At 42.0% G+C, this 21,485-nt stretch carries 17 protein-coding genes; 11 read left to right on the top strand and 6 right to left on the bottom strand.

Annotated elements, in window-relative coordinates:
- The first annotated feature begins 330 nt into the window (after positions 1-330).
- Entirely contained in the window at positions 331-1,977 is a 1,647-nt protein-coding gene (locus tag PR766_RS04600; protein ID WP_154636254.1) for a fumarate hydratase, read from the top strand.
- Between the two features lie 87 nt (positions 1,978-2,064).
- On the opposite strand, the gene PR766_RS04595 is transcribed toward PR766_RS04600, so the two are convergent.
- On the bottom strand, positions 2,065-3,417 hold the full coding sequence (locus PR766_RS04595; RefSeq protein WP_006662496.1) for a polysaccharide deacetylase family protein: 1,353 nt from the start codon (positions 3,415-3,417) through the stop codon (positions 2,065-2,067).
- Positions 3,418-3,657: 240 nt separating this feature from the next.
- On the bottom strand, positions 3,658-4,356 hold the full coding sequence (araD, locus tag PR766_RS04590; protein WP_006658485.1) for an L-ribulose-5-phosphate 4-epimerase: 699 nt from the start codon (positions 4,354-4,356) through the stop codon (positions 3,658-3,660).
- A gap of 473 nt (positions 4,357-4,829) precedes the next feature.
- On the opposite strand from araD, the gene PR766_RS04585 reads away from it, so the two are divergent.
- The 10 genes from PR766_RS04585 (at position 4,830) to PR766_RS04540 (ending at position 17,564) form a co-directional block, all read left to right on the top strand.
- The gene (locus PR766_RS04585; protein ID WP_006662495.1) at positions 4,830-5,642 is read left to right on the top strand and encodes a DeoR/GlpR family DNA-binding transcription regulator; all 813 of its coding nucleotides are present in this window, start codon (positions 4,830-4,832) and stop codon (positions 5,640-5,642) included.
- A gap of 215 nt (positions 5,643-5,857) precedes the next feature.
- The gene (locus PR766_RS04580; protein WP_036963394.1) at positions 5,858-6,850 is read left to right on the top strand and encodes a substrate-binding domain-containing protein; all 993 of its coding nucleotides are present in this window, start codon (positions 5,858-5,860) and stop codon (positions 6,848-6,850) included.
- Positions 6,851-7,002: 152 nt separating this feature from the next.
- Complete coding sequence (locus PR766_RS04575) at positions 7,003-8,508, top strand: sugar ABC transporter ATP-binding protein (protein ID WP_006658482.1); 1,506 nt, start codon at positions 7,003-7,005, stop codon at positions 8,506-8,508.
- On the top strand, positions 8,501-9,490 hold the full coding sequence (locus PR766_RS04570) for an ABC transporter permease (RefSeq protein WP_006658481.1): 990 nt from the start codon (positions 8,501-8,503) through the stop codon (positions 9,488-9,490). The genes PR766_RS04575 and PR766_RS04570 overlap by 8 nt, the downstream gene beginning before the upstream one ends.
- Positions 9,491-9,503: 13 nt before the next feature.
- Complete coding sequence (locus PR766_RS04565; protein ID WP_006658480.1) at positions 9,504-10,538, top strand: ABC transporter permease; 1,035 nt, start codon at positions 9,504-9,506, stop codon at positions 10,536-10,538.
- 16 nt (positions 10,539-10,554) lie between these two features.
- Positions 10,555-11,424 (top strand): L-ribulose-5-phosphate 3-epimerase, encoded by an 870-nt coding sequence (locus PR766_RS04560; protein ID WP_006658479.1) that lies wholly within the window; start codon positions 10,555-10,557, stop codon positions 11,422-11,424.
- A gap of 10 nt (positions 11,425-11,434) precedes the next feature.
- Positions 11,435-12,907 carry an FGGY-family carbohydrate kinase gene (locus tag PR766_RS04555; RefSeq protein ID WP_006662494.1) on the top strand — a complete coding sequence of 491 codons (1,473 nt, stop codon included), beginning with the start codon at positions 11,435-11,437 and terminating at the stop codon, positions 12,905-12,907.
- Between the two features lie 988 nt (positions 12,908-13,895).
- A complete protein-coding gene (locus PR766_RS04550) occupies positions 13,896-15,314 on the top strand; it encodes an NAD(P)/FAD-dependent oxidoreductase (protein WP_006658476.1) in 1,419 nt (472 codons plus the stop codon).
- Positions 15,315-15,398: 84 nt separating this feature from the next.
- Positions 15,399-15,902: a RidA family protein gene (locus PR766_RS04545; protein ID WP_006658475.1), complete on the top strand. Its 504-nt coding sequence runs from the start codon at positions 15,399-15,401 to the stop codon at positions 15,900-15,902.
- A 195-nt stretch (positions 15,903-16,097) separates the two neighbouring features.
- Positions 16,098-17,564 carry a hypothetical protein gene (locus tag PR766_RS04540; protein WP_006658474.1) on the top strand — a complete coding sequence of 489 codons (1,467 nt, stop codon included), beginning with the start codon at positions 16,098-16,100 and terminating at the stop codon, positions 17,562-17,564.
- 37 nt (positions 17,565-17,601) lie between these two features.
- On the opposite strand, the gene PR766_RS04535 is transcribed toward PR766_RS04540, so the two are convergent.
- Genes PR766_RS04535 through PR766_RS04520 form a run of 4 tightly spaced genes read right to left on the bottom strand, consistent with a single transcriptional unit; the run spans position 17,602 to position 21,293 of the window.
- Positions 17,602-18,357: an iron ABC transporter ATP-binding protein gene (locus PR766_RS04535; protein ID WP_006658473.1), complete on the bottom strand. Its 756-nt coding sequence runs from the start codon at positions 18,355-18,357 to the stop codon at positions 17,602-17,604.
- A 1-nt stretch (position 18,358) separates the two neighbouring features.
- The gene (locus tag PR766_RS04530; protein WP_006658472.1) at positions 18,359-19,342 is read right to left on the bottom strand and encodes an iron chelate uptake ABC transporter family permease subunit; all 984 of its coding nucleotides are present in this window, start codon (positions 19,340-19,342) and stop codon (positions 18,359-18,361) included.
- Positions 19,329-20,291 carry an ABC transporter permease gene (locus PR766_RS04525; protein WP_006658471.1) on the bottom strand — a complete coding sequence of 321 codons (963 nt, stop codon included), beginning with the start codon at positions 20,289-20,291 and terminating at the stop codon, positions 19,329-19,331. Before PR766_RS04525 ends, PR766_RS04530 begins: the two co-directional genes overlap by 14 nt.
- 3 nt (positions 20,292-20,294) lie before the next feature.
- Entirely contained in the window at positions 20,295-21,293 is a 999-nt protein-coding gene (locus PR766_RS04520; RefSeq protein WP_006658470.1) for a siderophore ABC transporter substrate-binding protein, read from the bottom strand.
- Positions 21,294-21,485: the final 192 nt, after the last annotated feature.

Raw genomic sequence — 21,485 nt, 5'->3', positions numbered from 1 at the left:
TATTTATGGAAAAATTGAATGCATAAAATCTAAATTAACACCCTAGATATAACATGAATAACAAATAGTTAAATCTAATACCCATAATTAAATTATGTGATTAACTTCATACTTTGAATTTGAATTTGAGTTTCTCGGAAAAGTTTAACCAAAGTCATATTTTCTTTTACATCCCTTTGAATATAATGGGTAATTATTCTAATTGCATTCAGACTATTATCCCTATAAACGATTATCCCGCCTGACAAAACAAGCGGCATTTAGAACAAAAAGCCTATAAATAATTTATTTTTTATATTTTCCGCTAAAATTGATATGTGAGTGAGCAAAATGGCTAATAAAGAGTTTTTTTACCAAGAACCTTATCCGTTATCTGAGGATAAAACCGAATATTACCAAGTCTCTGATAAATATGTTTCTGTAGAGCAATTTGCTGGGAAGCAAATGTTAAAAATTGAGCCGGAGGCTTTAACCTTTCTTGCTGAACATGCAATTTATGAATCCCAGTTCTTTTTAAGACCAGCCCACCAAAAACAAGTAGCGGCTATCTTGCACGATCCTGAAGCGAGCGAGAATGACAAGTATGTCGCCCTGCAATTACTGCGTAACGCCGAGATTTCTGCGAAAGGTATTCTGCCAAACTGTCAGGATACGGGAACTGTTGCCGTAGTCGGGAAAAAAGGTCAACAAGTTTGGACTGGCTGTGATGACGAAGAATACCTCTCTCGAGGTATTTATAACGTTTTCCAACGCGAAAACCTGCGTTTTTCGCAAAATGCCCCGCTGGATATGTTCAACGAAGTCAATACAGGCACGAATTTGCCAGCGCAATTTGACATTTTTGCCACCACGGGTGATGAATACCATTTCTTGTTTGTTAACAAAGGCGGCGGCTCTGCAAATAAATCCGCCCTTTATCAAGAAACTAAGGCAACGCTGACCCCAGCTAAGTTGAAAAACTTCTTAATTGAGAAAATGAGAAACTTAGGGACAACCGCTTGCCCACCTTATCATATCGCATTCGTTATCGGCGGTACTTCTGCAGAAACCACGCTGAAAACAGCCAAACTGGCTTCAGCAAAATACTATGATAACCTGCCAACGACAGGTAATGAGTATGGTCGTGCGTTCCGTGATATTGAGCTAGAAAATGAGTTATTAGAAGCGTCACGCCATCTTGGCTTTGGTGCGCAATTTGGTGGTAAATACTTTGCCCACGATGTGCGTGTCATTCGCTTGCCTCGCCATGGCGCTTCTTGTCCGATCGGTTTAGCCATTTCTTGCTCCGCTGACCGCAATATCAAAGCAAAAATTACTAAAGACGGCTTGTGGCTGGAGAAAATGGAGCATAATCCAGCGCAATATATCCCTGAATCGATGCGTCATCAGACAGAAGGAACCGTGGTTCATATCGACCTCAACCGCCCAATGAAAGATATTTTGGCCGAGTTGAGTAAACACCCTGTGTCGACCCGTGTATCCCTCAGTGGTCCACTGATCATCGCTCGCGATATCGCCCATACCAAGCTCAAAGAGCGCTTAGATAATGGTGAAGAGCTACCACAATATTTTAAAGATCATATGGTCTATTACGCAGGCCCTGCGAAAAAACCTGAGGACATGGTGTCAGGTTCTTTAGGTCCAACCACCGGAAACCGTATGGATCCATACGTTGACCTCTTCCAATCCCATGGCGGCAGCATGTTAATGCTAGCAAAAGGTAACCGAACTCAAGCAGTCACCGATGCGTGTAAAAAACACGGCTGTTTTTATCTTGGTAGCATTGGCGGCTCTGCGGCGATTTTGGCGCAAGAATTTGTGAAAAGCTTAAATTGTCTCGAATACCCAGAGCTAGGTATGGAAGCCGTATGGAAAATGGAAGTGGAAGGATTACCTGCATTTATTCTAGTGGATGATAAAGGCAATAACTTCTTTGATATTGTCCAAAATGACTCTTGCAAGAAATGTGTTAAATAATTAAAAAAGGGTGAGCAATAATCATTTTGCTCACCCTGTTATCTTAACCAATCGTTATTTATCAGCTTTCTACTTATTATCGATTCTCTACTTATCAACGACCACGTTCTTATTCACCACATCCTGCTCGCTATTGCCTACCATCAATGCAAATTTGCTAATAGGGTCAGTGCTATAGGCATATAATCGTTTTAATGCGTAGGGGTTATCGCCAAGTTTAACTTTGCCTTGAATAGTTGATACCGCAATATGCAAACCTGCCTCTTTCGCTGCCTCAATTGCCGTTTGGTTATAAGCGCCAAATGGATAGGCTAAATAACGCTGGTCTCGTTCAAACTTAGCAAGAGCTTTCATTGAACGCTTAAAATCCAACATTATCGTATGCTCTTTACGACTAAAGATAATCGGATTATTACGGTTATCTAAGCGATGCAAAAAGTGCGTATGAGACTGAATATGAAACACATCTTGGCTCTCTTTAATTTCCTGCTTACTCATAAATTGCAGAGAATCTGGGTCCCATTTTTGTGGCTGTGTTTTAATACGGGCAGAAATCACGAACAGCGTCGCTTGCTGCTGGTTTTCCCTTAGAATAGGCAACGCATAGCGATACACTGATTTCAGTCCATCATCAAACGTTAATACCACTGCTCGCCCCGGCAAATTTGCACTCTTATTTAAATACCCTTCCACATCGTCTAAAGATAGCGTTTGGTATCCCATCTCTTTGAGGTAATTCATCTGTTCACGGAATGCCTCAACAGAGGTGGTCGTCGATGTATGGCGAAAGTTTTTATTTTCGCTATCTTTGAGAATATGGTGGTAGGTTAAAATAGGAATGCCTTTATCTATGGCAACATCATCTAAACGGACATACCCAAGGCGATCACCTATACGAATCGTTAGCCACGATGTTTTATCACCATCTTCATCGGTTTTGATCATCCGCGCGAGTACCGGATAACGTAAGTTTTCCCATAACGAGGCTATCTGCCGAGAATTCTCATCAGTTGCGCTGTATACCGGTGTTTTTTGGCTTGTAATCAAATAGTCATAGACCGGATTCTTTAAGTCATTTAATCGGTCATCCTCAGGAATATTTCGAGGTTTCTTTTTGGATATTTGGGTGTTTTTTACATAGGCAAAATCATTACCAAACTGTAAAGCATTATAGTCGCCATTCGGGCTATAGGCGTAAAAACCCGTATCCGGATTAATTTCCCCTACAACTCGCATTTGACCACCAACAACAGCAAAGATATTTTCTGGGACTTTTGTCTGAATCAATTTAGGCGGTACATCCACAAGCTCCCAATTATCAAGATTGATAGCTTTTGAACCGCTGATGATTAAATTATTATTTTTTATATCTGCAGCATGTGAAACAGAAAAAAGATTAACGAAAAAGGTCAAAAATAGAAAAAGTAATCGATTAGACATGTCCTTTCCACTCAGTGTCACCAATACACCGCGCCAGTTTAAACCGACTTACAATTTAACCCTATACCCTGATAAAAATATTTTTTGCACGACAAAGCCACGAAAATATTTCCGTGGCTTTTGGCATGGTGAACAGATGAAAAATGAATGAGCTAAAATTTCAATTAAATGAAAAACAACTTTAGCAATCAATTAACAATAAAAAGAATCTCTTTTAAATTATCAATTTAAAAATAAAAACTATTTTTGCCCGTAATAGGCATTTTTCCCATGCTTACGTAAATAATGTTTATCTAACAGCTCTTGCTGCATATCACCAATTTGAGGTGTCAATTGACGAGTAAATAAGTTCATATAGGCAATTTCTTCCAATACCACTGCATTATGAACAGCATTATGGGCATCCTTACCCCAAGCAAAAGGACCATGACTATGCACTAATACTGCTGGAATATCCTTTGCAGATACACCGAGCTGTTTAAATGTTTCAATAATCACATGCCCTGTTTCTTTCTCGTATTCCCCAGCAATTTCGCTTTCGGTCATTTTACGGGTACAAGGGATTTCACCGTAAAAATAATCGGCATGTGTTGTACCTAATGCACTCAGTGGTAGCCCTGCTTGAGCCCAAATAGTCGCATGACGAGAATGAGTGTGAACAATGCCACCAATCTCTGGAAATGCTTGATATAACGCTAAGTGGGTATCAGTATCGGATGACGGTTTATATTTACCTTCAACCACTTCGCCAGAGCTTAATGACACAACGACCATGTCATCCGCTTTCATGGTTTCATAATCCACCCCTGAAGGTTTAATCACCATTAAGCCTGCTTCTCTGTCTACCCCGCTAACGTTACCCCAAGTAAACGTCACCAGTTTATGTTTTGGTAATTCAAGATTAGCCTCAAAAACTTGCTGTTTTAATTTCTCCAGCATGATTACCTCCCCAGGTGTGAAAATAAAATTTGAAAATAGCTATGAATATCAACGACAAAAACTTATTTTGTTGTCTCTTTTTTTGCCGATGTACAGAGGATGTTCTGGTATTAAGGTAAACAGATTTAGCCGAATTAAAAAGCTCGTAGCTTTACAAATCATTAACAAAACCATGAATTTCAGTCATAGTCGGTCATATTCAGTCAAACTAAAACAAAAATAGCCCTAGTAAAAATGACCGAGTTTGATGAAGTTGATTAAAGCATCGTCTGGTTTTTGCCTACACATCGCTATATTTGGTGATCTAAATAACTATTTTAATGAAAGCATATAATTAATTTTCATTAAAAAGGTGACTTATATCTCTATAAATAGCTTTGTTTATTTCTCTCCACCGTTACATGAGTCGAGTCACGACAAAAAAAAATCAACGCAGGCACAATGCATATCATGGAAAGAATAGGAGTCTTGAGATGTTACAAGCTGAACGCCATCGATTAATTTGTTCTCATGTTTCACAGCATGGTTCAGCACTAGTGCGCGATTTAGCCCTGCTTTGTCACGTTTCTCAAGAAACTATTCGTCGTGATTTAACGGCGCTTGAACGCGAAAAACGTCTGCTCCGCAGCTTCGGCGGTGCCGTTGCTACTGAACAAGATGAAACTCCAGTACTGAGTGTCATGCCTTCTTCGGTCAAACTCAGTCAAATGGTGGATGGCGCAGAATCGTTTCGCAAAAGAACGGAAGAGAATCCGGATGCGAAAATGAAAATAGCAAAAGCCGCACTGAAATTTATCCAACCCGGTGATTGCATCATGATGGATAACAGCAGCACTTGCTGGTTTCTCGCGAGGCAAATACCGGATATCGATATTACGGTGGTTACGAATTCCGTCAAAATTATTCAAGCTCTTGCGTGTCGAGATCGCGTCCGAGTCATTGGAATTGGTGGGGAATACTCAGAACGCCATGATGATTTTCATGGTCCAATATCGGAAAGTATTATCCGTAGTTTTCAAATTAAAACGTTATTTTTATCGTGCCAAGGATTCAATATAGAGACTGGCGTGCGCGATGGTAGCGAAATAAATGCCAAATTAAAAAGTATTATGATTCAGGTTTCTGAGAACTGTGTGTTATTAGCTGATAATAATAAATTAGACCAATATGCATTTAGCCAAGTTTGTACCTTAAATGATATTAACGTGTTAATCACAAATAAACTAAATGACAAAAACTTTAAGCAAACATTTCCAAAATTAAACATTATTGAATGTGATAAGTAATCTTTATATACATCATAGTAGCAGCGTAAGTCAGTGAATTAAGCATTTTGTTTTATTTTAAATAAATGAATTACACCAGGCAGCAAAAAAACCTATTAATTAAATTAACGATTAATAGAAATTAATTATATCTATCTAATTAAACAAAACATTAACCCTATGTTGATGAGCATGGCTACATATGCGCATCATCTCTGAGGAATATAACGATGAATATGAAAAAATTAGTTTTACCTTGCTTAATGGGCGCAGCACTATTTTCCAACGTGGCAATGGCTGAATCTCAGAAAGCGCAGAAGCCATTTACTATGGGTGTCGTGGTGAAAGTTGGTGGTATTCCTTGGTTCAACGTAATGGAACAAGGGATCACCGAAGAAGGTCAAAAACTGGGTGTTAATGCATTTCAAGTTGGTCCAACAACCGCCGACCCTGCTGAACAAGTTCGTGCAATTGAAGATCTGATCGCGAAGAAAGTCGATGTCATCGGTGTTGTTCCTAATGATGCAAAAGTGCTTGAGCCTGTTTTAAAACGTGCCCAAGAAGCAGGCATCAAAGTGATCACTCACGAATCACCAAATCAAAAAAATGCAGATTGGGATTTCGAATTATTAGATACCCAAAGCATGGGTGCTAACCATATGAAAGATATGGCTGCATGCATGGGTGAAGAAGGTAAATACGCCATGTTCGTTGGTAGCTTAACAGTGCCATTAGTGAACGAATGGGCTGATGCTGCTATCGCTTACCAAAAAGCACACTATCCAAAAATGCAAATGGTCGATGATCGTTTCGGGGTTGCAGAATCCGTTGATGACTCCATGCGTACTGCAAACGACCTGCTCTCCAAGCATAAAGACCTGAAAGGCATCATGTCATTTGGTTCACAAGGTCCTATCGGTGCAGGACGTGCTATCGACAAACGCCGTAAAAATGCAGAAACCTGTGTATTTGGTACGTTCACTCCAGGTCAAGGCATTAAATTATTAGAAAAAGGTGCGATTGATGGAGGCTATATCTCTAACCCGAAAGTAGCCGGTCAAGTCTTCGTTCAAGTGGCTACCGCAATGATGAATGGTCAAGAGATCAAAGATGGCGTGAGCATTGGTGATATGGGTGAGATCAAAGTCAGTGGCAACACGATACTCAGTGATAAGCCCGTTAACCTGAATATTGAAAATACCAAAAAGCTGGTTGAAGTCGGTCTGTAAGTTCGCTCTACATAATAAAAATACGATAACAGTATTCTTTTGTTCCACATAGTTTAAGTGACAACAACGTCGTGACTTTTCCCCCTTTAGGTCAGTTATGGCGTTTGTTGTCGCTCTGAATATGACGACACAGTCAACACCAGGACTCCACTATGACAGCCGAAAAAAACTCCCCTCTCATCACATTACGGGATCTTTCCAAAAGCTTTGGTGGTCATCGTGCATTACGCAATATCGACTTAACGCTGAACAAAGGTGAAGTTCACTGTTTAGCGGGCACCAATGGCTGCGGAAAAAGCACATTAATCAAAACCATCAGCGGCGTTTACGCTCCCGATGAAGGTAGCGAAATTGAAATAGATGGCAAGCGCTACACCCGTTTAACGCCAGACAAAGCCAGAGAGCTTGGCGTACAAGTTATCTACCAAGATTTATCTCTATTCCCTAATTTAACGGTGGCTGAAAACATCGCTTTTGAGCTAAACCTAAACGGTTATTTTGGTTGGTTCCAAAAGGGAAAAATTCGGGAAAAAGCGCTACAAATCCTCAAAGAACTTGAATTTACGATCGACCCAGACACACCAGTACAGTTCCTCCCTATCGCACAGCGCCAACAAGTCGCTATTTGCCGTGCGCTCGTGGCAGAAGCTCGCTTAGTGATTATGGATGAGCCAACTGCCTCATTGACACGCACAGAAGTAAATCAACTTCTCTCCACGGTGAATTATTTAAAAGATAAGGGCATCACCGTCGTTTTTGTGAGTCACCGATTAGAAGAAGTGAAAGAAATCTCAGATCGCATCACAGTGATCCGCGATGGACAAAAAATGGGGACGTGGCCAGCAGAGGATCTCACCACCCGAAAAATCACTGAGTTGATGACGGGACTCGACATTGTACATGAACGTAAGTTACCGAATAACGCGGAAGAAACTCATACGGTTCTAGAGCTGAAGAACCTCAGCCGTAAAGGGCAATATCAGAATATTTCCCTCTCGCTGAAACGAGGTGAAGTGCTTGGACTATGTGGGTTATTAGGCTCTGGTCGAACTGAACTCGCACTATCTCTCTTTGGGATCACGCGCCCCGATAGCGGCGAAATGAGAGTAGAAGGCAAACCGATTATCTTCAAAAGCAATGCCCAAGCTATCAAGCATGGTATTGGCTATGTCTCTGAAGACCGGCTAACCCTTGGTGCCATTTTGCAGCAGTCAATCGCCGATAACATGGTAATTTCCATTTTAGATCGCTTGAAAACCCCTCTGCATCTAATTGACGAGCAAAAATGCCAACAAATCGTTCAAGAGTGGATTGCGGATTTAGATATTAAGGTCACGGATCCCAACAATGCCCTTTCCACCTTATCGGGGGGAAATCAGCAAAAAGTGGTGCTCGCTAAATGGATCCTAACTCGCCCCAAAGTATTGATCCTCGATGCCCCAACCGTGGGAGTCGATATTGGTGCAAAAGACAGTATTTATAAGTTGATCCATCGCCTTTCTGGGGTTGGGATCGCCATTTTGTTGATCACGGATGAAGCTTCCGAAGCCTTTTACAACTGCGATCGCATTTTACATATGAAGCAAGGATCTATCGTCAAAGAAATTGTGACGGATTCCATGACTGAGCAACAATTGGAGGAAATCATCAATGACTAATTGGCAAAAACTTCGTCCACAGTCTGTTGAAGGCTGGTTAATCTGGGTGATCCTCGTGATGGTGGTATTTTTCACCTTAATGAGCCCACAATTTCTTACCATTCAAAACTTGCTCGACTTAAGTGAAAGCTATGCGGTCACGGGCATCTTTGCGCTAGGTCTATTCGTGGTACTGGTCACCGGAGGAATTGATATTTCCTTCGCCGCCGTTGCCTCGGTTGTCCAATATGTGATTGCCACTTTTTTACTACAAGGTTTACTCGAAAGCCCAACGCTTAGCATTGCTCTCGCCATCGTGATCGGGATTACCTTTGGTTTGATCAATGCAATTTTGATCTACTCCCTCAATGTAGTGTCGATCATTATCACCATCAGTATGCAATCTTTACTGTTCGGTATGCTGATGTGGCTAACCAACGGGCACAGTATCTACGACTTGCCGGATTGGTGGGTGGATCCTGTGACCATCCTGCCTTTTGAAGTGGATGGTGAATATTACCAAATAGGCTTACCGCTCGTGGTGATGCTAGGCATCGCGTTTTTAACGTGGATTCTCATGAACAAAACCCACATTGGGCGCCAACTGTACGCGGTTGGTGGTAGCCAAGAATCGGCTTCACGTATTGGTATCCGTGTTTGGGTTATCTATCTGTTTGCTTACGGCTATCTTGGTGCTATGGCGGCGATTGGCGGCATGTTGCAAACCTACCGCATGAGTGAAGTTGTTCCAAGTGCACTGGTAGGTGGGGAATTGGATGTACTTGCAGCGGCGGTATTAGGGGGCGCAAGTTTATCCGGTGGCCGAGGGAGTGTGATAGGCACCCTCATGGGCGTTTTCCTCATCGGTATATTGAAAAACGGTCTGAACTTGATCGGGGTTTCTAACTACTTCGTCAATATCGTTATCGGGATGGTTATTCTTATCGCCATTTGTATTACTCACTACAAAAAGCGTAAAGAGACGGACGTAGGCTTTGTTTAACAGGAATATCACCATGAAAAAACAAGATTTTTTTAAAATTGATGGCTCTGTTATCGGACTGCTTTCAATCTTTCTTATCGCGATTGCGGCATTTAGTATCGCCATGCCAGGGCACTTTTTTACACAAAATACCTTTTTAAGTATTACGTTTCAGTTGCCAGAGTTAGGTCTTCTGACCTTCGCCATGTTTGTTCCAATGCTAAGCGGTGGACTAAACCTCGCCATTATTAGCACCGCCAACTTAACGGGCTTATTTATGGCTTGGGTGTTTATCAACTACCTGCCTGTTGATGCGGGTACGGGCACACAGCTAATGTGGTTGGTTTTTGCGTTAATCGGTGCAACCGTCATTGCGGTGATCATTGGTTGCCTCACTGGATTGATGATATCCCATATTGGGGCGCACCCTATTTTGGTGACTCTCGGCTCGATGACGATTATCAGTGGTATTGGGGTTTATCTCACAAAAGGCGCAGCGCTTAGCGGCATGCCCCCAATCGTTCGCGCAATTGGCTCTGATACTGTCTTCGGGATGCCTATTGCCATGATTATTTTCATTGTGACGGCGATTATTTTAGCGCTTTTCTTAGGACGTACACGCCTTGGGAAAAATATCTACATGAGCGGCAGCAACATCAATGCGACTTGGTTCAGTGGTGTGCGTACCGACCGCGTAATGATTGCCATCTATACCATTTCCAGTTTGCTGTGCGTGTTAGCAGGGCTGATCATGATGGCGCGTTTTAACTCCGCGCGTATGGGCTACGGGGACTCTTATTTACTGCTGACTATTTTAGCCATTGTTTTGGGCGGTACAAACCCGTTTGGCGGCGTCGGAAAAGTCAGCCGTGTATTCTGTGCACTGCTTGTTTTGCAAGTGATAGCAACGGGTCTAAGCCTGTTAGGCGTCAGTTTACACTTCAACCTTGCCGTTTGGGGCATCACCTTAATCCTCGCACTCGCCTTCAAATTCTTTAAAGAAAAATGGAGCGCTAAGCGTGCAATGACACGTAATCAGCGTCTCAACAAAGCATCCGTACAAAATTAACTGACAGGGAATACAGATGAATACTTCACGAAAAAATCCGATTGGTATCTACGAAAAAGCCCTTCCAAAGCACAGCAGCTGGAGCGAAAAATTAGCTATTGCGAAAGCCGCTGGATTTGATTTTGTTGAGATGTCTGTTGATGAAACGGATGAGCGTTTAGCGCGTTTAGATTGGAGCTTGGAACAACGCCTTGAAATTGTCGCCGCTATCCAGAAAACACAAGTACGCATTCCAACAATGTGTCTATCTGGCCACCGCCGTTTTCCATTTGGTAGCCATGATGAAAATACGCGTCAAAAAGCTCGTGAATTAATGACAAAAGCCATCAAATTGGCACAAGACCTTGGTATTCGTACTATTCAATTGGCTGGCTATGACGTGTATTACGAAGAACAAGATGAAGGCACCATTGCCCGCTTTGAAGAAGGCATGAAATGGGTCTCTGAAATTGCCGCGGCTTCTCAGGTGATGTGCGCCGTCGAAATCATGGATACACCATTTATGAATTCGATTACTAAATGGCAAGCCCTTGCCGATAAAATTCGCTCACCATGGTTCCAAGTGTATCCCGATGTCGGTAACTTAACCGCTTGGGGTAGTGATGTGGCTGCCGAGTTAACCAAAGGCATCGAAAATATTGTTGCTCTGCATCTGAAAGATACCTACGCCGTAACAGACAGTTGCAAAGGTCAATTCCGTGATGTGCCATTCGGCGAAGGGTGCGTGGATTTTGTAGCACTGTTCAAACAGCTTAAGCAGCTCAATTATCGTGGCACCTTCTTAATTGAAATGTGGACGGAAAAAGCCGATGAACCGCTGATTGAGATCATCAAGGCGCGCCATTGGATTGAAGATAAAATGCAACAAGCGGGCTGGGGAAATTAAGGAGCACACAATGAGCACATTTTTCATGGGTGTTGACCTCGGAGGCACCGTTATCAAAGCGGGGATCTACAGCCCTGATGGTCAAGAGATTGTCGTGGCTGAGCATCCTTTCCCAACAGAAAGCCCACAAGCTGGGTTCAGTGAACGCAATATGGAAACACTGTGGCAAGTCACCTGCGGCGTGATCCGTGAGGCCATAGTCAAAAGCCAGCTACATGCCTCACAAATTGCGGGAGTGAGCTTTTCCTCTCACGGCAAAGGGTTGTATTTGCTAGACAAGCACGGAAAACCCGTCAGGAACGGGATCGTTTCTTCAGACTCCCGCGCACAGGCGATTGTTGACCAATGGCATCAAAATGGCACCGCAGAGCAAGCATACCCACTCAGCTTGCAGCAACTGTGGGCATCGCACCCAGTTGCACTGCTGAATTGGCTAAAACAACATGAGCCCGATAGCTACCGTGATGGCCGCTACGTTTTAATGGTTCACGACTATATTCGTTACCGGTTGACTGACCAGCTCACTTGTGAAGAAACCAATATTTCAGGTAGCCAATTATATAACCCAACCACATCCAGCTATGACCCTAGACTGTGTGAATTGTTTGGCATTGAAGAAGCTAATGAAAAATTAGCGCCAGTTATCAACTCCGCACAATCGGCGGGTTGCGTCACCACCCAAGCAGCCAAAGATTGCGGTTTACAAGAAGGCACGCCCGTTTTTGGTGGTTTCTTTGATGTGGTCGGTGCGGCGTTATCATCCGGTGTCAGCCAAAAAGATAAGCTGAGCGCAGTGGCGGGAACCTGGACTATTTCAACACGGGTTTTCGACAAAATTATGCCTGCTGATTATCCTTATGTTTGGGGAAAATATTGTATTCCAGGCACCTATTTTGTCCACGAAGGAAGCCCAACCTCCGCCAGTAATCTAGCTTGGTTTACGCGACATTTTTTCAACCAACGCTTGCAGGATTATAACGTGCTTAACGCATGTGTTGCGGAAGGTGCAACTCGGCAGAATGACATCCTGTTTTTCCCTTGGCTGTATGGTTCCAATTATCACAGTAACCTGCATGGTGGATTGCTTGGTTTAAGCTCTCATCATACTGAGGGGGATATCGCTTACGCGATTTACCAAGGAATAGTGTTCTCTCATCTACTGCATCAAGATCGTATTGTAGGTATCGATAATTGCACTCAAGCTATCCGCTTTACTGGCGGACCGACTAACTCTGCGCTGTGGATGCAGATGTTCTGTGATGCAAGCAATTTACCACTAGAAGTTGTCGATGTTCAGCAATCAGGTTGCCAAGCGGCAGCACTATGTGCCGCTGTCGGCTCCGGCTATTACACTGGATTTGATGCTGCGATTTCATCCAGCACCCCAAAAATCACAGCATATCAGCCAAGCCAAGCGGCTCACTTACAGTTACGGGATAAGTTTGCCCGCTTTAAAGCGGTAGCAGATGCATTGAGCCAATAACGTCAAAAATACCTCCCAAATTCGTCACATGACGAAGGTAGGAGGTATTTTTACCTGCCATAACCCCTCCAATGGCACCTCCTCTTATATATATTATTTCGTTACTCAAAATTTCATTTACCAACTTAACATTTTATTAACTAATTTTTTGTAAGTTTAAAAAGTACTCAAATGTTAAATAGCGAAATAAAGCGAAATTTTCCTAATTAATTTATTCGACCAAATAATAATCGAAATAGAAAAATAAATTTCCTTTCAATATAAAAAATGAAAATGCAGAAATTACGCATAAAAAAATATTACTGTGAGTCAGATCAATAATCCCAAATTAAACGTGATTAATTAGCAACCAAATGCTCAGAAATTGGATTTTTTCCATATTTTGATTAAGTCTGGAAAGTCAGTAAAAATATCTAACATATATTTGACCGATTGTGCTAAAAAATGAGCACTTAAATTTAAAGTTAAATTTTTCATATAGATACAAACAAAAAAATATCATAAAAAAAAGAAATCACTGAAGAAGAGTCGTTAATATGCATTTTCATTAAAAATAAATTAATTGGTTGAAAATACATCAAGTGATGATTAAATAACTAAAAAATTTAACTTAATATTTATTTTATGTCTCAAAAAAAATAATCTGACTTAATCAAAATCTAGCATAATCAACTAAGAATGATTATTTAATATTTTTCCAACCCACCCAACGAAATAATTAACTTATCTAAAATAAATCTATTTACACCTGTACACTTTTTCTGACATTAACAATTAAATTTCACTATTTATGCTATTTAAAAAATAAGCCAAATTGCGACAAACCCCCAACAACACTGACCAGATCAAATAATTCATTCATACATTTCACTCAAATTTATTAACAAGTACTAACCATACTTAACAATTTCAAAATATATGATAAGATCATTATCTCAATTTGAAATTATTTACTATATAAAAAACAAGATTGTTATTGAGGTTATAGATGAAAATCTCGAGAAGAAAACTATTATTAGGGGTTGGTGCTGCTGGTGTGATTGCTGGGGGCGCAGCTGTTGTCCCTATGATCCGCAGAGAAGGTCGTTTTGAATCTACTCAGTCTCGCGTACCTGCGGTTGCTGGTACAGAAGGTAAATTACCTGCGTCAGCTGATGCAGTAGTTATCGGAGCGGGTCTTCAAGGGATCATGACTGCGATTAACCTGAAAGAACGTGGCTTAAACGTTGTTATCTGTGAAAAAGGTGTTGTGGGCGGTGAACAATCTGGCCGTGCATATAGCCAAATCATCAGCTACAAAACCTCCCCAGCTATTTTCCCTTTACACCACTACGGAAAAATTCAATGGCTCGGCATGAACGAAAAAATCGGCGCTGATACCAGCTACCGCGTTCAAGGTCGTGTTGAAGTTCCTTCAAGCGAAGAAGATCTGGAAGTTTCAAGAGCGTGGATCAAATCTGCGTCTGAAAACCCAGGTTTCGATACCCCGCTGAGAACCCGTATGATCGAAGGTCAAGAACTGGCTAATCGTCTGGTTGATGCTCAAACTCCATGGAAAATTGGTGGCTTTGAAGAAGATTCTGGTAGTCTTGACCCAGAAACTGTTACCCCAGCAATGGCTAACTACGCAAAATCAATTGGCATTCCAATTTACCTAAATTGCGCAGTTCGTGGCTTAGAAACCGCCGGCGGTAAAATTTCTGACGTTGTGACTGAAAAAGGCGCAATCAAAACCTCTCAAGTCGTTCTGACTGGTGGTATCTGGTCACGTCTGTTCATGGGTAACTTAGGTGTTGATGTCCCTACTCTGAACGTTTACCTGTCTCAACAGCGTATTACTGGTGTTCCAGGCGCACCAAAAGGTAACGTTCACCTGCCAAACGGTATCCACTTCCGTGAACAAGCAGACGGTACTTACGCAGTTGCACCACGTATCTTCACCAGCTCTATCGTGAAAGACAGCTTCCTGTTAGGGCCAAGATTCCTGCACGTATTAGGCGGTGGTGAATTACCATTAGAATTCTCTCTTGGTAAAGACCTGTTCAACTCATTCACAATGGCAACATCTTGGAACTTAGACGAGAAAACACCATTTGAAGAGTTCCGTACAGCAACCAACACACCAAACAATGAACATTTAGATGGCGTGCTGGAAAGACTGAGAAAAGAGTTCCCAGTATTTAAAGAATCTAAAGTTGTCGAGCGTTGGGGTGGCACTGTTTCTCCGACTGATGATGAGATTCCAATCATTTCTAAAGTTGAACAATACCCAGGTCTGGTTATCAATACCGCGACTGGTTGGGGTATGACTGAAAGCCCGGCGGCTGGTCGATTAACGGCTGAATTGTTAATGGATGAAAAAACCTTTATCGATCCGACGCCTTATAAACTGTCTCGTTTTAACTAATTAAGACGAAACACTATTAAATTGAACCTATTAAATACTTAACAGTCTTAATAGGTTCTTATTCACATATATAATGGAGTTATTATGAGCTACAAAACTTTACTGCTTTCTTTACCTTTAGTTTTAGGTGTAGCAACTGCAAATGCAGCAGATGATGTGAAACGTGTTCCAGTTAAAGGTTTTCCAATTGCTGAATCCGTAGAAATCGGCGCAGGTAACAGCATCATCTTCCTGAGCGGAAAAGTCCCTGCTAAAATCTCTAAAGATGCTCCAGAAGGCGTTTTAGAATCTTACGGTAATACCGAAGCGCAAACACTCAGCGTCCTGAACCAAATTCAAGCAAACCTAAAAGAAATGGGTCTGACTATGAATGACGTTGTTAAAATGCAAGTTTTCTTAGTGGGTGGTGACGAAACTAAAGGAACTATGGACTTCGCTGGCTTCATGGCTGGCTACAACAAGTTCTATGAAACTGAAAAAGTGACTAATCTGCCAGCTCGCTCTACCTTCCAAGTCGCTAAACTGGCTAACCCAGCTTGGAGAGTGGAAATTGAAGTTACAGCAGTTCGTCCAGCAGCTAAAAAATAATTTTTAACTGACAACGAATTCCTAAAACGGCCGACTATTTATTTCCGCTTTGGCTTGGAAGTAAACCTTAGCGGCCGTTTTTGTTTCCTTTCTCTTTTATTCCCATTACTATTATTCTTCTTTGATAAATACTTATATCGAATTCACCGCCTATATACTTACAGTTAGGGCATACTGAGCACCAGTAGGAAGAATATGATTAAAGAATCTCTGAAGATCCATGGAAAAAAACAGTTTGAAATCAAACAGCAGGTTTTTTTTCCTCGAAAATCCAAAGAGATCCGATACCAAGTTGAGACTTTCTTTTTTCTTCCTGCATCGATGCAAGTTAACCCTGATCTCTACACCGCCTCAAACCTTCAGCGCAGTTTAAAAAACTATATTCGTTTACGGGCACCTACGGTTCAATTGTCCTCTATCCCCGCAGAGAATGGATTAGTCGATGAATTAAAAAGCTGGTTAGAGCGACTCGACCCAGAATTACCCCCAACATTAGATGAATACGAAAACCACCTAAAACGCTTCGCGCTTACCTTTAAGCGTAGTGTCAGACTCACGCTAAAAATGGTCGCTCAAAACGCGCAGAGGCAAACTGAAGAGTACATAACGGGGTTATTAGCCGACATTGAGCATGGGCTTAAGCGCTATCGTGAACTGAGTACTTACACCGCTCCGATTGAAAATATTATTCACTCTAACGCATTCGCGTATTGCGATGAATTTATGTCTCATTACACGTTGTTTTACTTGCACGATTTATTAAAAGAGAAACAACTTCCTCTGCGCGATGAAATTCGTCATCTGTGGTATCAAGAAATGCGTTATCTGAAAAAGCTGGCTCCCGATAACTTTCCTCACGATGAAAATGATGCAGAAATGGTGACCTATCGGCGCAATTTGCTGAAGAAATATATTAACCGCTACCTCTATTTAGACATTCGTCATAAGCGAGGACTCCCTCTACTTTTACACTCAATTTATGGTATCGCCGCCGCAATTTCGATGGTATTCGCTACATTTATTGCATTTATGTGGCAAGGAAAATATGGGGCACTTAGCGCGAATTTATTCTTGGCAATGGTCATTGGTTATATCTTTAAAGACCGTTTAAAAGAGATTGGACGTGAACAACTGTATCGTTTGTTCCAACGTTGGATACCCGACCGCCAGCTACGTATTTATCGTGAAGGCGTCAAAGAGCCCGTCGGGATATGTAAAGAGTCATTCCGTTTTCTAAAAGAGAGCACCCTCTCACCCGACATTCACGAGATGCGCCAAAAATCCCACTGGGTAAATTTGATCAATGTGCAGCGGGTTGAAGACATTTTGTATTATCGAAAAGATGTAACCCTGCACAGCCACTCCGCCGCGTTTATGCAGACTCAATCTTCCATTGTGGATATTACGCGGGTCAATATTTCGGATTTCCTGAAATATATCGATATTAGCTATGAAGAGTTAATGGTTAACGATGATGAGCCAGCCATCATTGGCGAGAAGGTTTACCATATCTACCTTTGCCGCCGCGTCATCATGAATAAAAAAGCTTACAATGAGCTGGCTCGGTTAGTGGTAAATGCAGATGGCATCAAACGCTTGGAAATTCTTCAGCCACTTGATGAATTAGACAGCGACGAAGATATTACTATTCCGCCACAATAAAACACCGCTCCAATATCGCCTATTGGAGCGGATATCACTAGTAATACAGTGCGATACGTTGCCCATCGAGCTCTTTGACTTCAAGAGGCGTATCAAAAATTTCCTCTAAAATCTCAGACTTCATGATCTCTTCCGGTGCACCATGATAAGATAAACGCCCATTTCTCAGCGCCACAATATAATCCGAATAAACGGAAGCGAAGTTAATATCGTGGATCACCAGAATGATGGTTTTACCCAGCTCGTCAGCAGCACGGCGCAATAATTTCATCATAATCACCGCATGCTTCATGTCTAAGTTATTCAGCGGTTCATCTAGCAGCACATATTCCGTATCTTGGCATAATACCATCGCCACGTAAGCACGCTGGCGCTGACCACCCGATAACTCATCAAGGTAACGATGACGAAATTCGGTTAAATTCAAAAACGCCAAAGACTCATCGATTTTCTTTTTATCATCCAGAGTTAGGCGCCCTTTGGTATATGGATAGCGCCCAAAACCCACCAGCTCTTCCACCGTTAAACGGCTAGCGAACTGGTTTTCTTGGCGAAGCACCGATAAGCAGGTTGCAAGCTTGTCACTAGGTGTTGTCGACACATCGAGTTCGTTTACTTTGACATAACCATGGTCCGCCGATAATAAGCGACCAATGATCGATAATAGCGTTGATTTTCCTGCACCATTTGGACCAATGATTGAAGTAACACCACTATTTTTAATACTGGCAGTGACGTTATCTAAGACCTTAGTATCTTGATAACTTTTCGATATCTGATGAATTTCAATCATACTAAAACCTTCTTAACACCATATAAATAAAGAATATTCCGCCAACAAACTCCAGCACCACAGACAGAGTTCCGGCTTTATTTAATCCATATTCAAGAACCAGCTGCCCACCGACTAAAGCGATGACACCCAGCAAGAAAGAGACGGGCAGTAAATAACGATGCTGACTACTACCTGCAATATAGTAAGCCAAGTTTGCTACCATCAACCCGAGAAATGTTAGTGGTCCCACTAGCGCGGTAGAAATCGCCACTAAGACAGAAATCAGCAATAAAATGACCGTGACTTGCTGGCGATAGTTAATCCCTAAGTTCACCGCATTGGCTTGCCCCAGTGCTAACACATCGAAGCAGTAACGCATGCGCCAGAGTAGAATTCCCACAATCACCGTAATCACGAGTGTGAAGAGAATCAGCTCAGGCGTACCTCTAGTGAATGTCGCAAACATCCGGCTTTGTAGAATGGAAAACTCATTAGGATCCATTAAGCGCTGTAGCAACGTCGCCACACTACGAAACAGCGTACCGAGAATAATCCCCACCATCAAAACAAGGTTGATATTCATTTTGACGGAGATAAATAACCAGCGATACAGCAGCACAGAGAAGATAACGAGCAGCGACGATTCCAGCAAAAACTTACCAATATTCAATAACCATGATGCCGGAAAGCTATCGGTATAAAACACAAAAATAGTTTGCAGCAGAATAAACAGTGCCTCTAAACCCATAATAGACGGGGTAAGAATTTTGTTATTCGCGATAGTCTGGAACAGAACCGTCGAAACACCTGAGCCAAACGCCACAATAATCATCGTCAGTACGATATAACCACGATGAGGCAGAATGTAAGCTAAATTGCTGCCCAAATTAATGGTCATATACAGAATGATCGACAGCACCGACAGCGCAGCCAAAAGACCAATACGCTGCATGGGTGAGAAGGTTCTCTTCACGGGCAAACTTAATGAATTAACTTTTTCCATAACGCTGATGCTTTAACAAGAGATAAAGGAAGATAACCGCACCCACAACACCTAGAATCACGCTTGCAGGGATTTCAAACGGATAGCGAATTAAGCGACCAATAATGTCGCATAACAGCACCAGTCCACCACCAGCTAAGCAGATCCATGGGATAGTTTTACGAATATTGTCCCCCATCACTAAGCTGATAAGGTTCGGTACGATCAATCCTAAGAAAGGTAATGCGCCAACCACCACCACCACGACACCACTGATCAATGCAATGATAGATAACCCGATGGTCATGACTTTTTGATAATTTAAGCCGACGTTAACAGAAAACTCACGCCCCATACCTGCCACGGTGAAGCTATCTGCGATTAAACAAGCAGCCAGTGTCAAGCCACCAACCAGCCATAGCAGCTCATAGCGACCTTGCAAAATACTAGAGAAATCACCACTCATCCATGCACTAAGAGACTGAAGCAAGTCAAAATAATACGCGGTAAAAATAGTGAGTGCGCTGATCACAGCCCCAAGCATAATGCCGACTAAAGGGACAATCAGGGCGGACTTCAGAATAATCCGTCGTAAAATCAGCATGAACAATGCGGTACCTAACAACGCAAAACCACTCGCAACCACCATTTTGGTCATGATAGAGGCCGTTGGATAGAGGATCATCACGAACAGTAAGCCAAGGCTTGCGGATTGTGTTGTACCGGCAAGGGAAGGTTCAATAAAGCGGTTTTGCGTGAGTAACTGCATAATGAGCCCCGCGACACTCATGGCGCTCCCAGCGAGGATCAGCGCGGCAGTGCGAGGAATTCGGCTCACAAAAAAGATATCTTGCATCTCGGGATCGGTGAAAAGCGAAACGGGTGACACGTCACCCGCTCCAATAAACAAGCTTAATACCGCTAATACCAATAACGCGAGAATACCAAAAGAAAGATAAAGCGTTTTCATTGATTAATTCGTTTTGTTCTTCTCTAAAGCTTTGTTTACATCATCCATTAACTGGGAATAAGTTTGGATACCACCCGCAATGTAGACTGATGAGGAATCTAAATAAGCTACTTGTCCTTTTTGCCATGCAGACGTTTTTCTCACTAATGCGTTGTCTAATACATCCGCAGCAGGTTGTGCATCTTTTGCACCGATAGCGCCATCACGGTCAATCACAAATAACCAGTCTGGGTTCAGTTTTAATAACAATTCTGAATTCACGATATTACCGTGACGACCAGTATCTTCTGTGAAGACATAAGCTGGTTCAAAACCTAATACATCAAAAATAAAGCCAAAACGAGAACCTGGACCGTAAGCAGAAATTTTACCGCCACTGACTAAGATCACCATGGCTTTACCCGCACTTGGGGCTTTACCTTTGATATCATTAATTTTGTTTTTGAAGTCAGTCACGACTTTATCCGCTTCGGCTTCTTTACCAAATAAAGAACCCAGCAGAGTCGTACGTTCAATCAGGCTATCAATAAAATGTTTGTTATCAATATCCAAAGAAATAGTTGGTGCGATACCGTTTAATTTATCGTAAGCATCACGAGCACGGCTACCACCTAAGATCACATCAGGCTTTGCACTGCTGATCGTTTCATATGCAGGTTCAAATAAGCTTCCACCATTAACATATTCTGAGGTGCTATATTTTTCTAAAAATTTAGGAAAATGGGCGTTAGTTTGTGGGACACCAATTACCGGAATACCTAGCGCATCAATGATATCTAGCGTTTCCATGTTCATCACAAATGCACGTTGTGGGTGGCTAGGAATTTCAGTCTTGCCTTGAGCATGTTCTACGACAATCGTTTGTTTTTCAGTTGATTGCTTTTCTGTTGTTTGCTGCTCAGTTGTTGGTGCCGCACCTTGTGTTTGCTTAGCGTCATCACAGCCAGCTAATGCAACAACAGATAATAAGGCAAACCCTGAAACTAATGATTTTGCGAACATCTAAATTCCTCCACCTTTCAATGTGATTATCGTTAGCCACGTCACTCATGACCCGAAGATGGCGGATATCTTACATGAAACATAGCGCTAATGATATTAGTTTGCATTTGCATTTCGAAAAACAATGATGTATCGCACAAAAACACACATTGCCTATATTTAAATCACCTTACTGTTACCTCGTTTTGATTA

The organism is Providencia sp. PROV208 (assembly GCF_028479465.1).
Lineage (GTDB): Bacteria > Pseudomonadota > Gammaproteobacteria > Enterobacterales > Enterobacteriaceae > Providencia > Providencia alcalifaciens.
The sequence above is the reverse complement of the archived record's forward strand: the minus strand, read 5'-3'. Positions and strand labels throughout refer to the sequence as shown.

Excerpts from the sequence above, each read along its gene's own strand:
- PR766_RS04525 (WP_006658471.1), bottom strand. The coding sequence starts at position 20,291 with ATGAAAACGCTTTATCTTTCTTTTGGTATTCTCGCGTTATTGGTATTA.
- araD (WP_006658485.1), bottom strand. The coding sequence starts at position 4,356 with ATGCTGGAGAAATTAAAACAGCAAGTTTTTGAGGCTAATCTTGAATTA.
- PR766_RS04530 (WP_006658472.1), bottom strand. The coding sequence starts at position 19,342 with ATGGAAAAAGTTAATTCATTAAGTTTGCCCGTGAAGAGAACCTTCTCA.
- PR766_RS04540 (WP_006658474.1), top strand. The coding sequence starts at position 16,098 with ATGATTAAAGAATCTCTGAAGATCCATGGAAAAAAACAGTTTGAAATC.
- PR766_RS04580 (WP_036963394.1), top strand. The coding sequence starts at position 5,858 with ATGAAAAAATTAGTTTTACCTTGCTTAATGGGCGCAGCACTATTTTCC.
- PR766_RS04535 (WP_006658473.1), bottom strand. The coding sequence starts at position 18,357 with ATGATTGAAATTCATCAGATATCGAAAAGTTATCAAGATACTAAGGTC.
- PR766_RS04575 (WP_006658482.1), top strand. The coding sequence starts at position 7,003 with ATGACAGCCGAAAAAAACTCCCCTCTCATCACATTACGGGATCTTTCC.
- PR766_RS04550 (WP_006658476.1), top strand. The coding sequence starts at position 13,896 with ATGAAAATCTCGAGAAGAAAACTATTATTAGGGGTTGGTGCTGCTGGT.
- PR766_RS04545 (WP_006658475.1), top strand. The coding sequence starts at position 15,399 with ATGAGCTACAAAACTTTACTGCTTTCTTTACCTTTAGTTTTAGGTGTA.
- PR766_RS04570 (WP_006658481.1), top strand. The coding sequence starts at position 8,501 with ATGACTAATTGGCAAAAACTTCGTCCACAGTCTGTTGAAGGCTGGTTA.
- PR766_RS04600 (WP_154636254.1), top strand. The coding sequence starts at position 331 with ATGGCTAATAAAGAGTTTTTTTACCAAGAACCTTATCCGTTATCTGAG.
- PR766_RS04555 (WP_006662494.1), top strand. The coding sequence starts at position 11,435 with ATGAGCACATTTTTCATGGGTGTTGACCTCGGAGGCACCGTTATCAAA.
- PR766_RS04565 (WP_006658480.1), top strand. The coding sequence starts at position 9,504 with ATGAAAAAACAAGATTTTTTTAAAATTGATGGCTCTGTTATCGGACTG.
- PR766_RS04520 (WP_006658470.1), bottom strand. The coding sequence starts at position 21,293 with ATGTTCGCAAAATCATTAGTTTCAGGGTTTGCCTTATTATCTGTTGTT.
- PR766_RS04585 (WP_006662495.1), top strand. The coding sequence starts at position 4,830 with ATGTTACAAGCTGAACGCCATCGATTAATTTGTTCTCATGTTTCACAG.
- PR766_RS04560 (WP_006658479.1), top strand. The coding sequence starts at position 10,555 with ATGAATACTTCACGAAAAAATCCGATTGGTATCTACGAAAAAGCCCTT.
- PR766_RS04595 (WP_006662496.1), bottom strand. The coding sequence starts at position 3,417 with ATGTCTAATCGATTACTTTTTCTATTTTTGACCTTTTTCGTTAATCTT.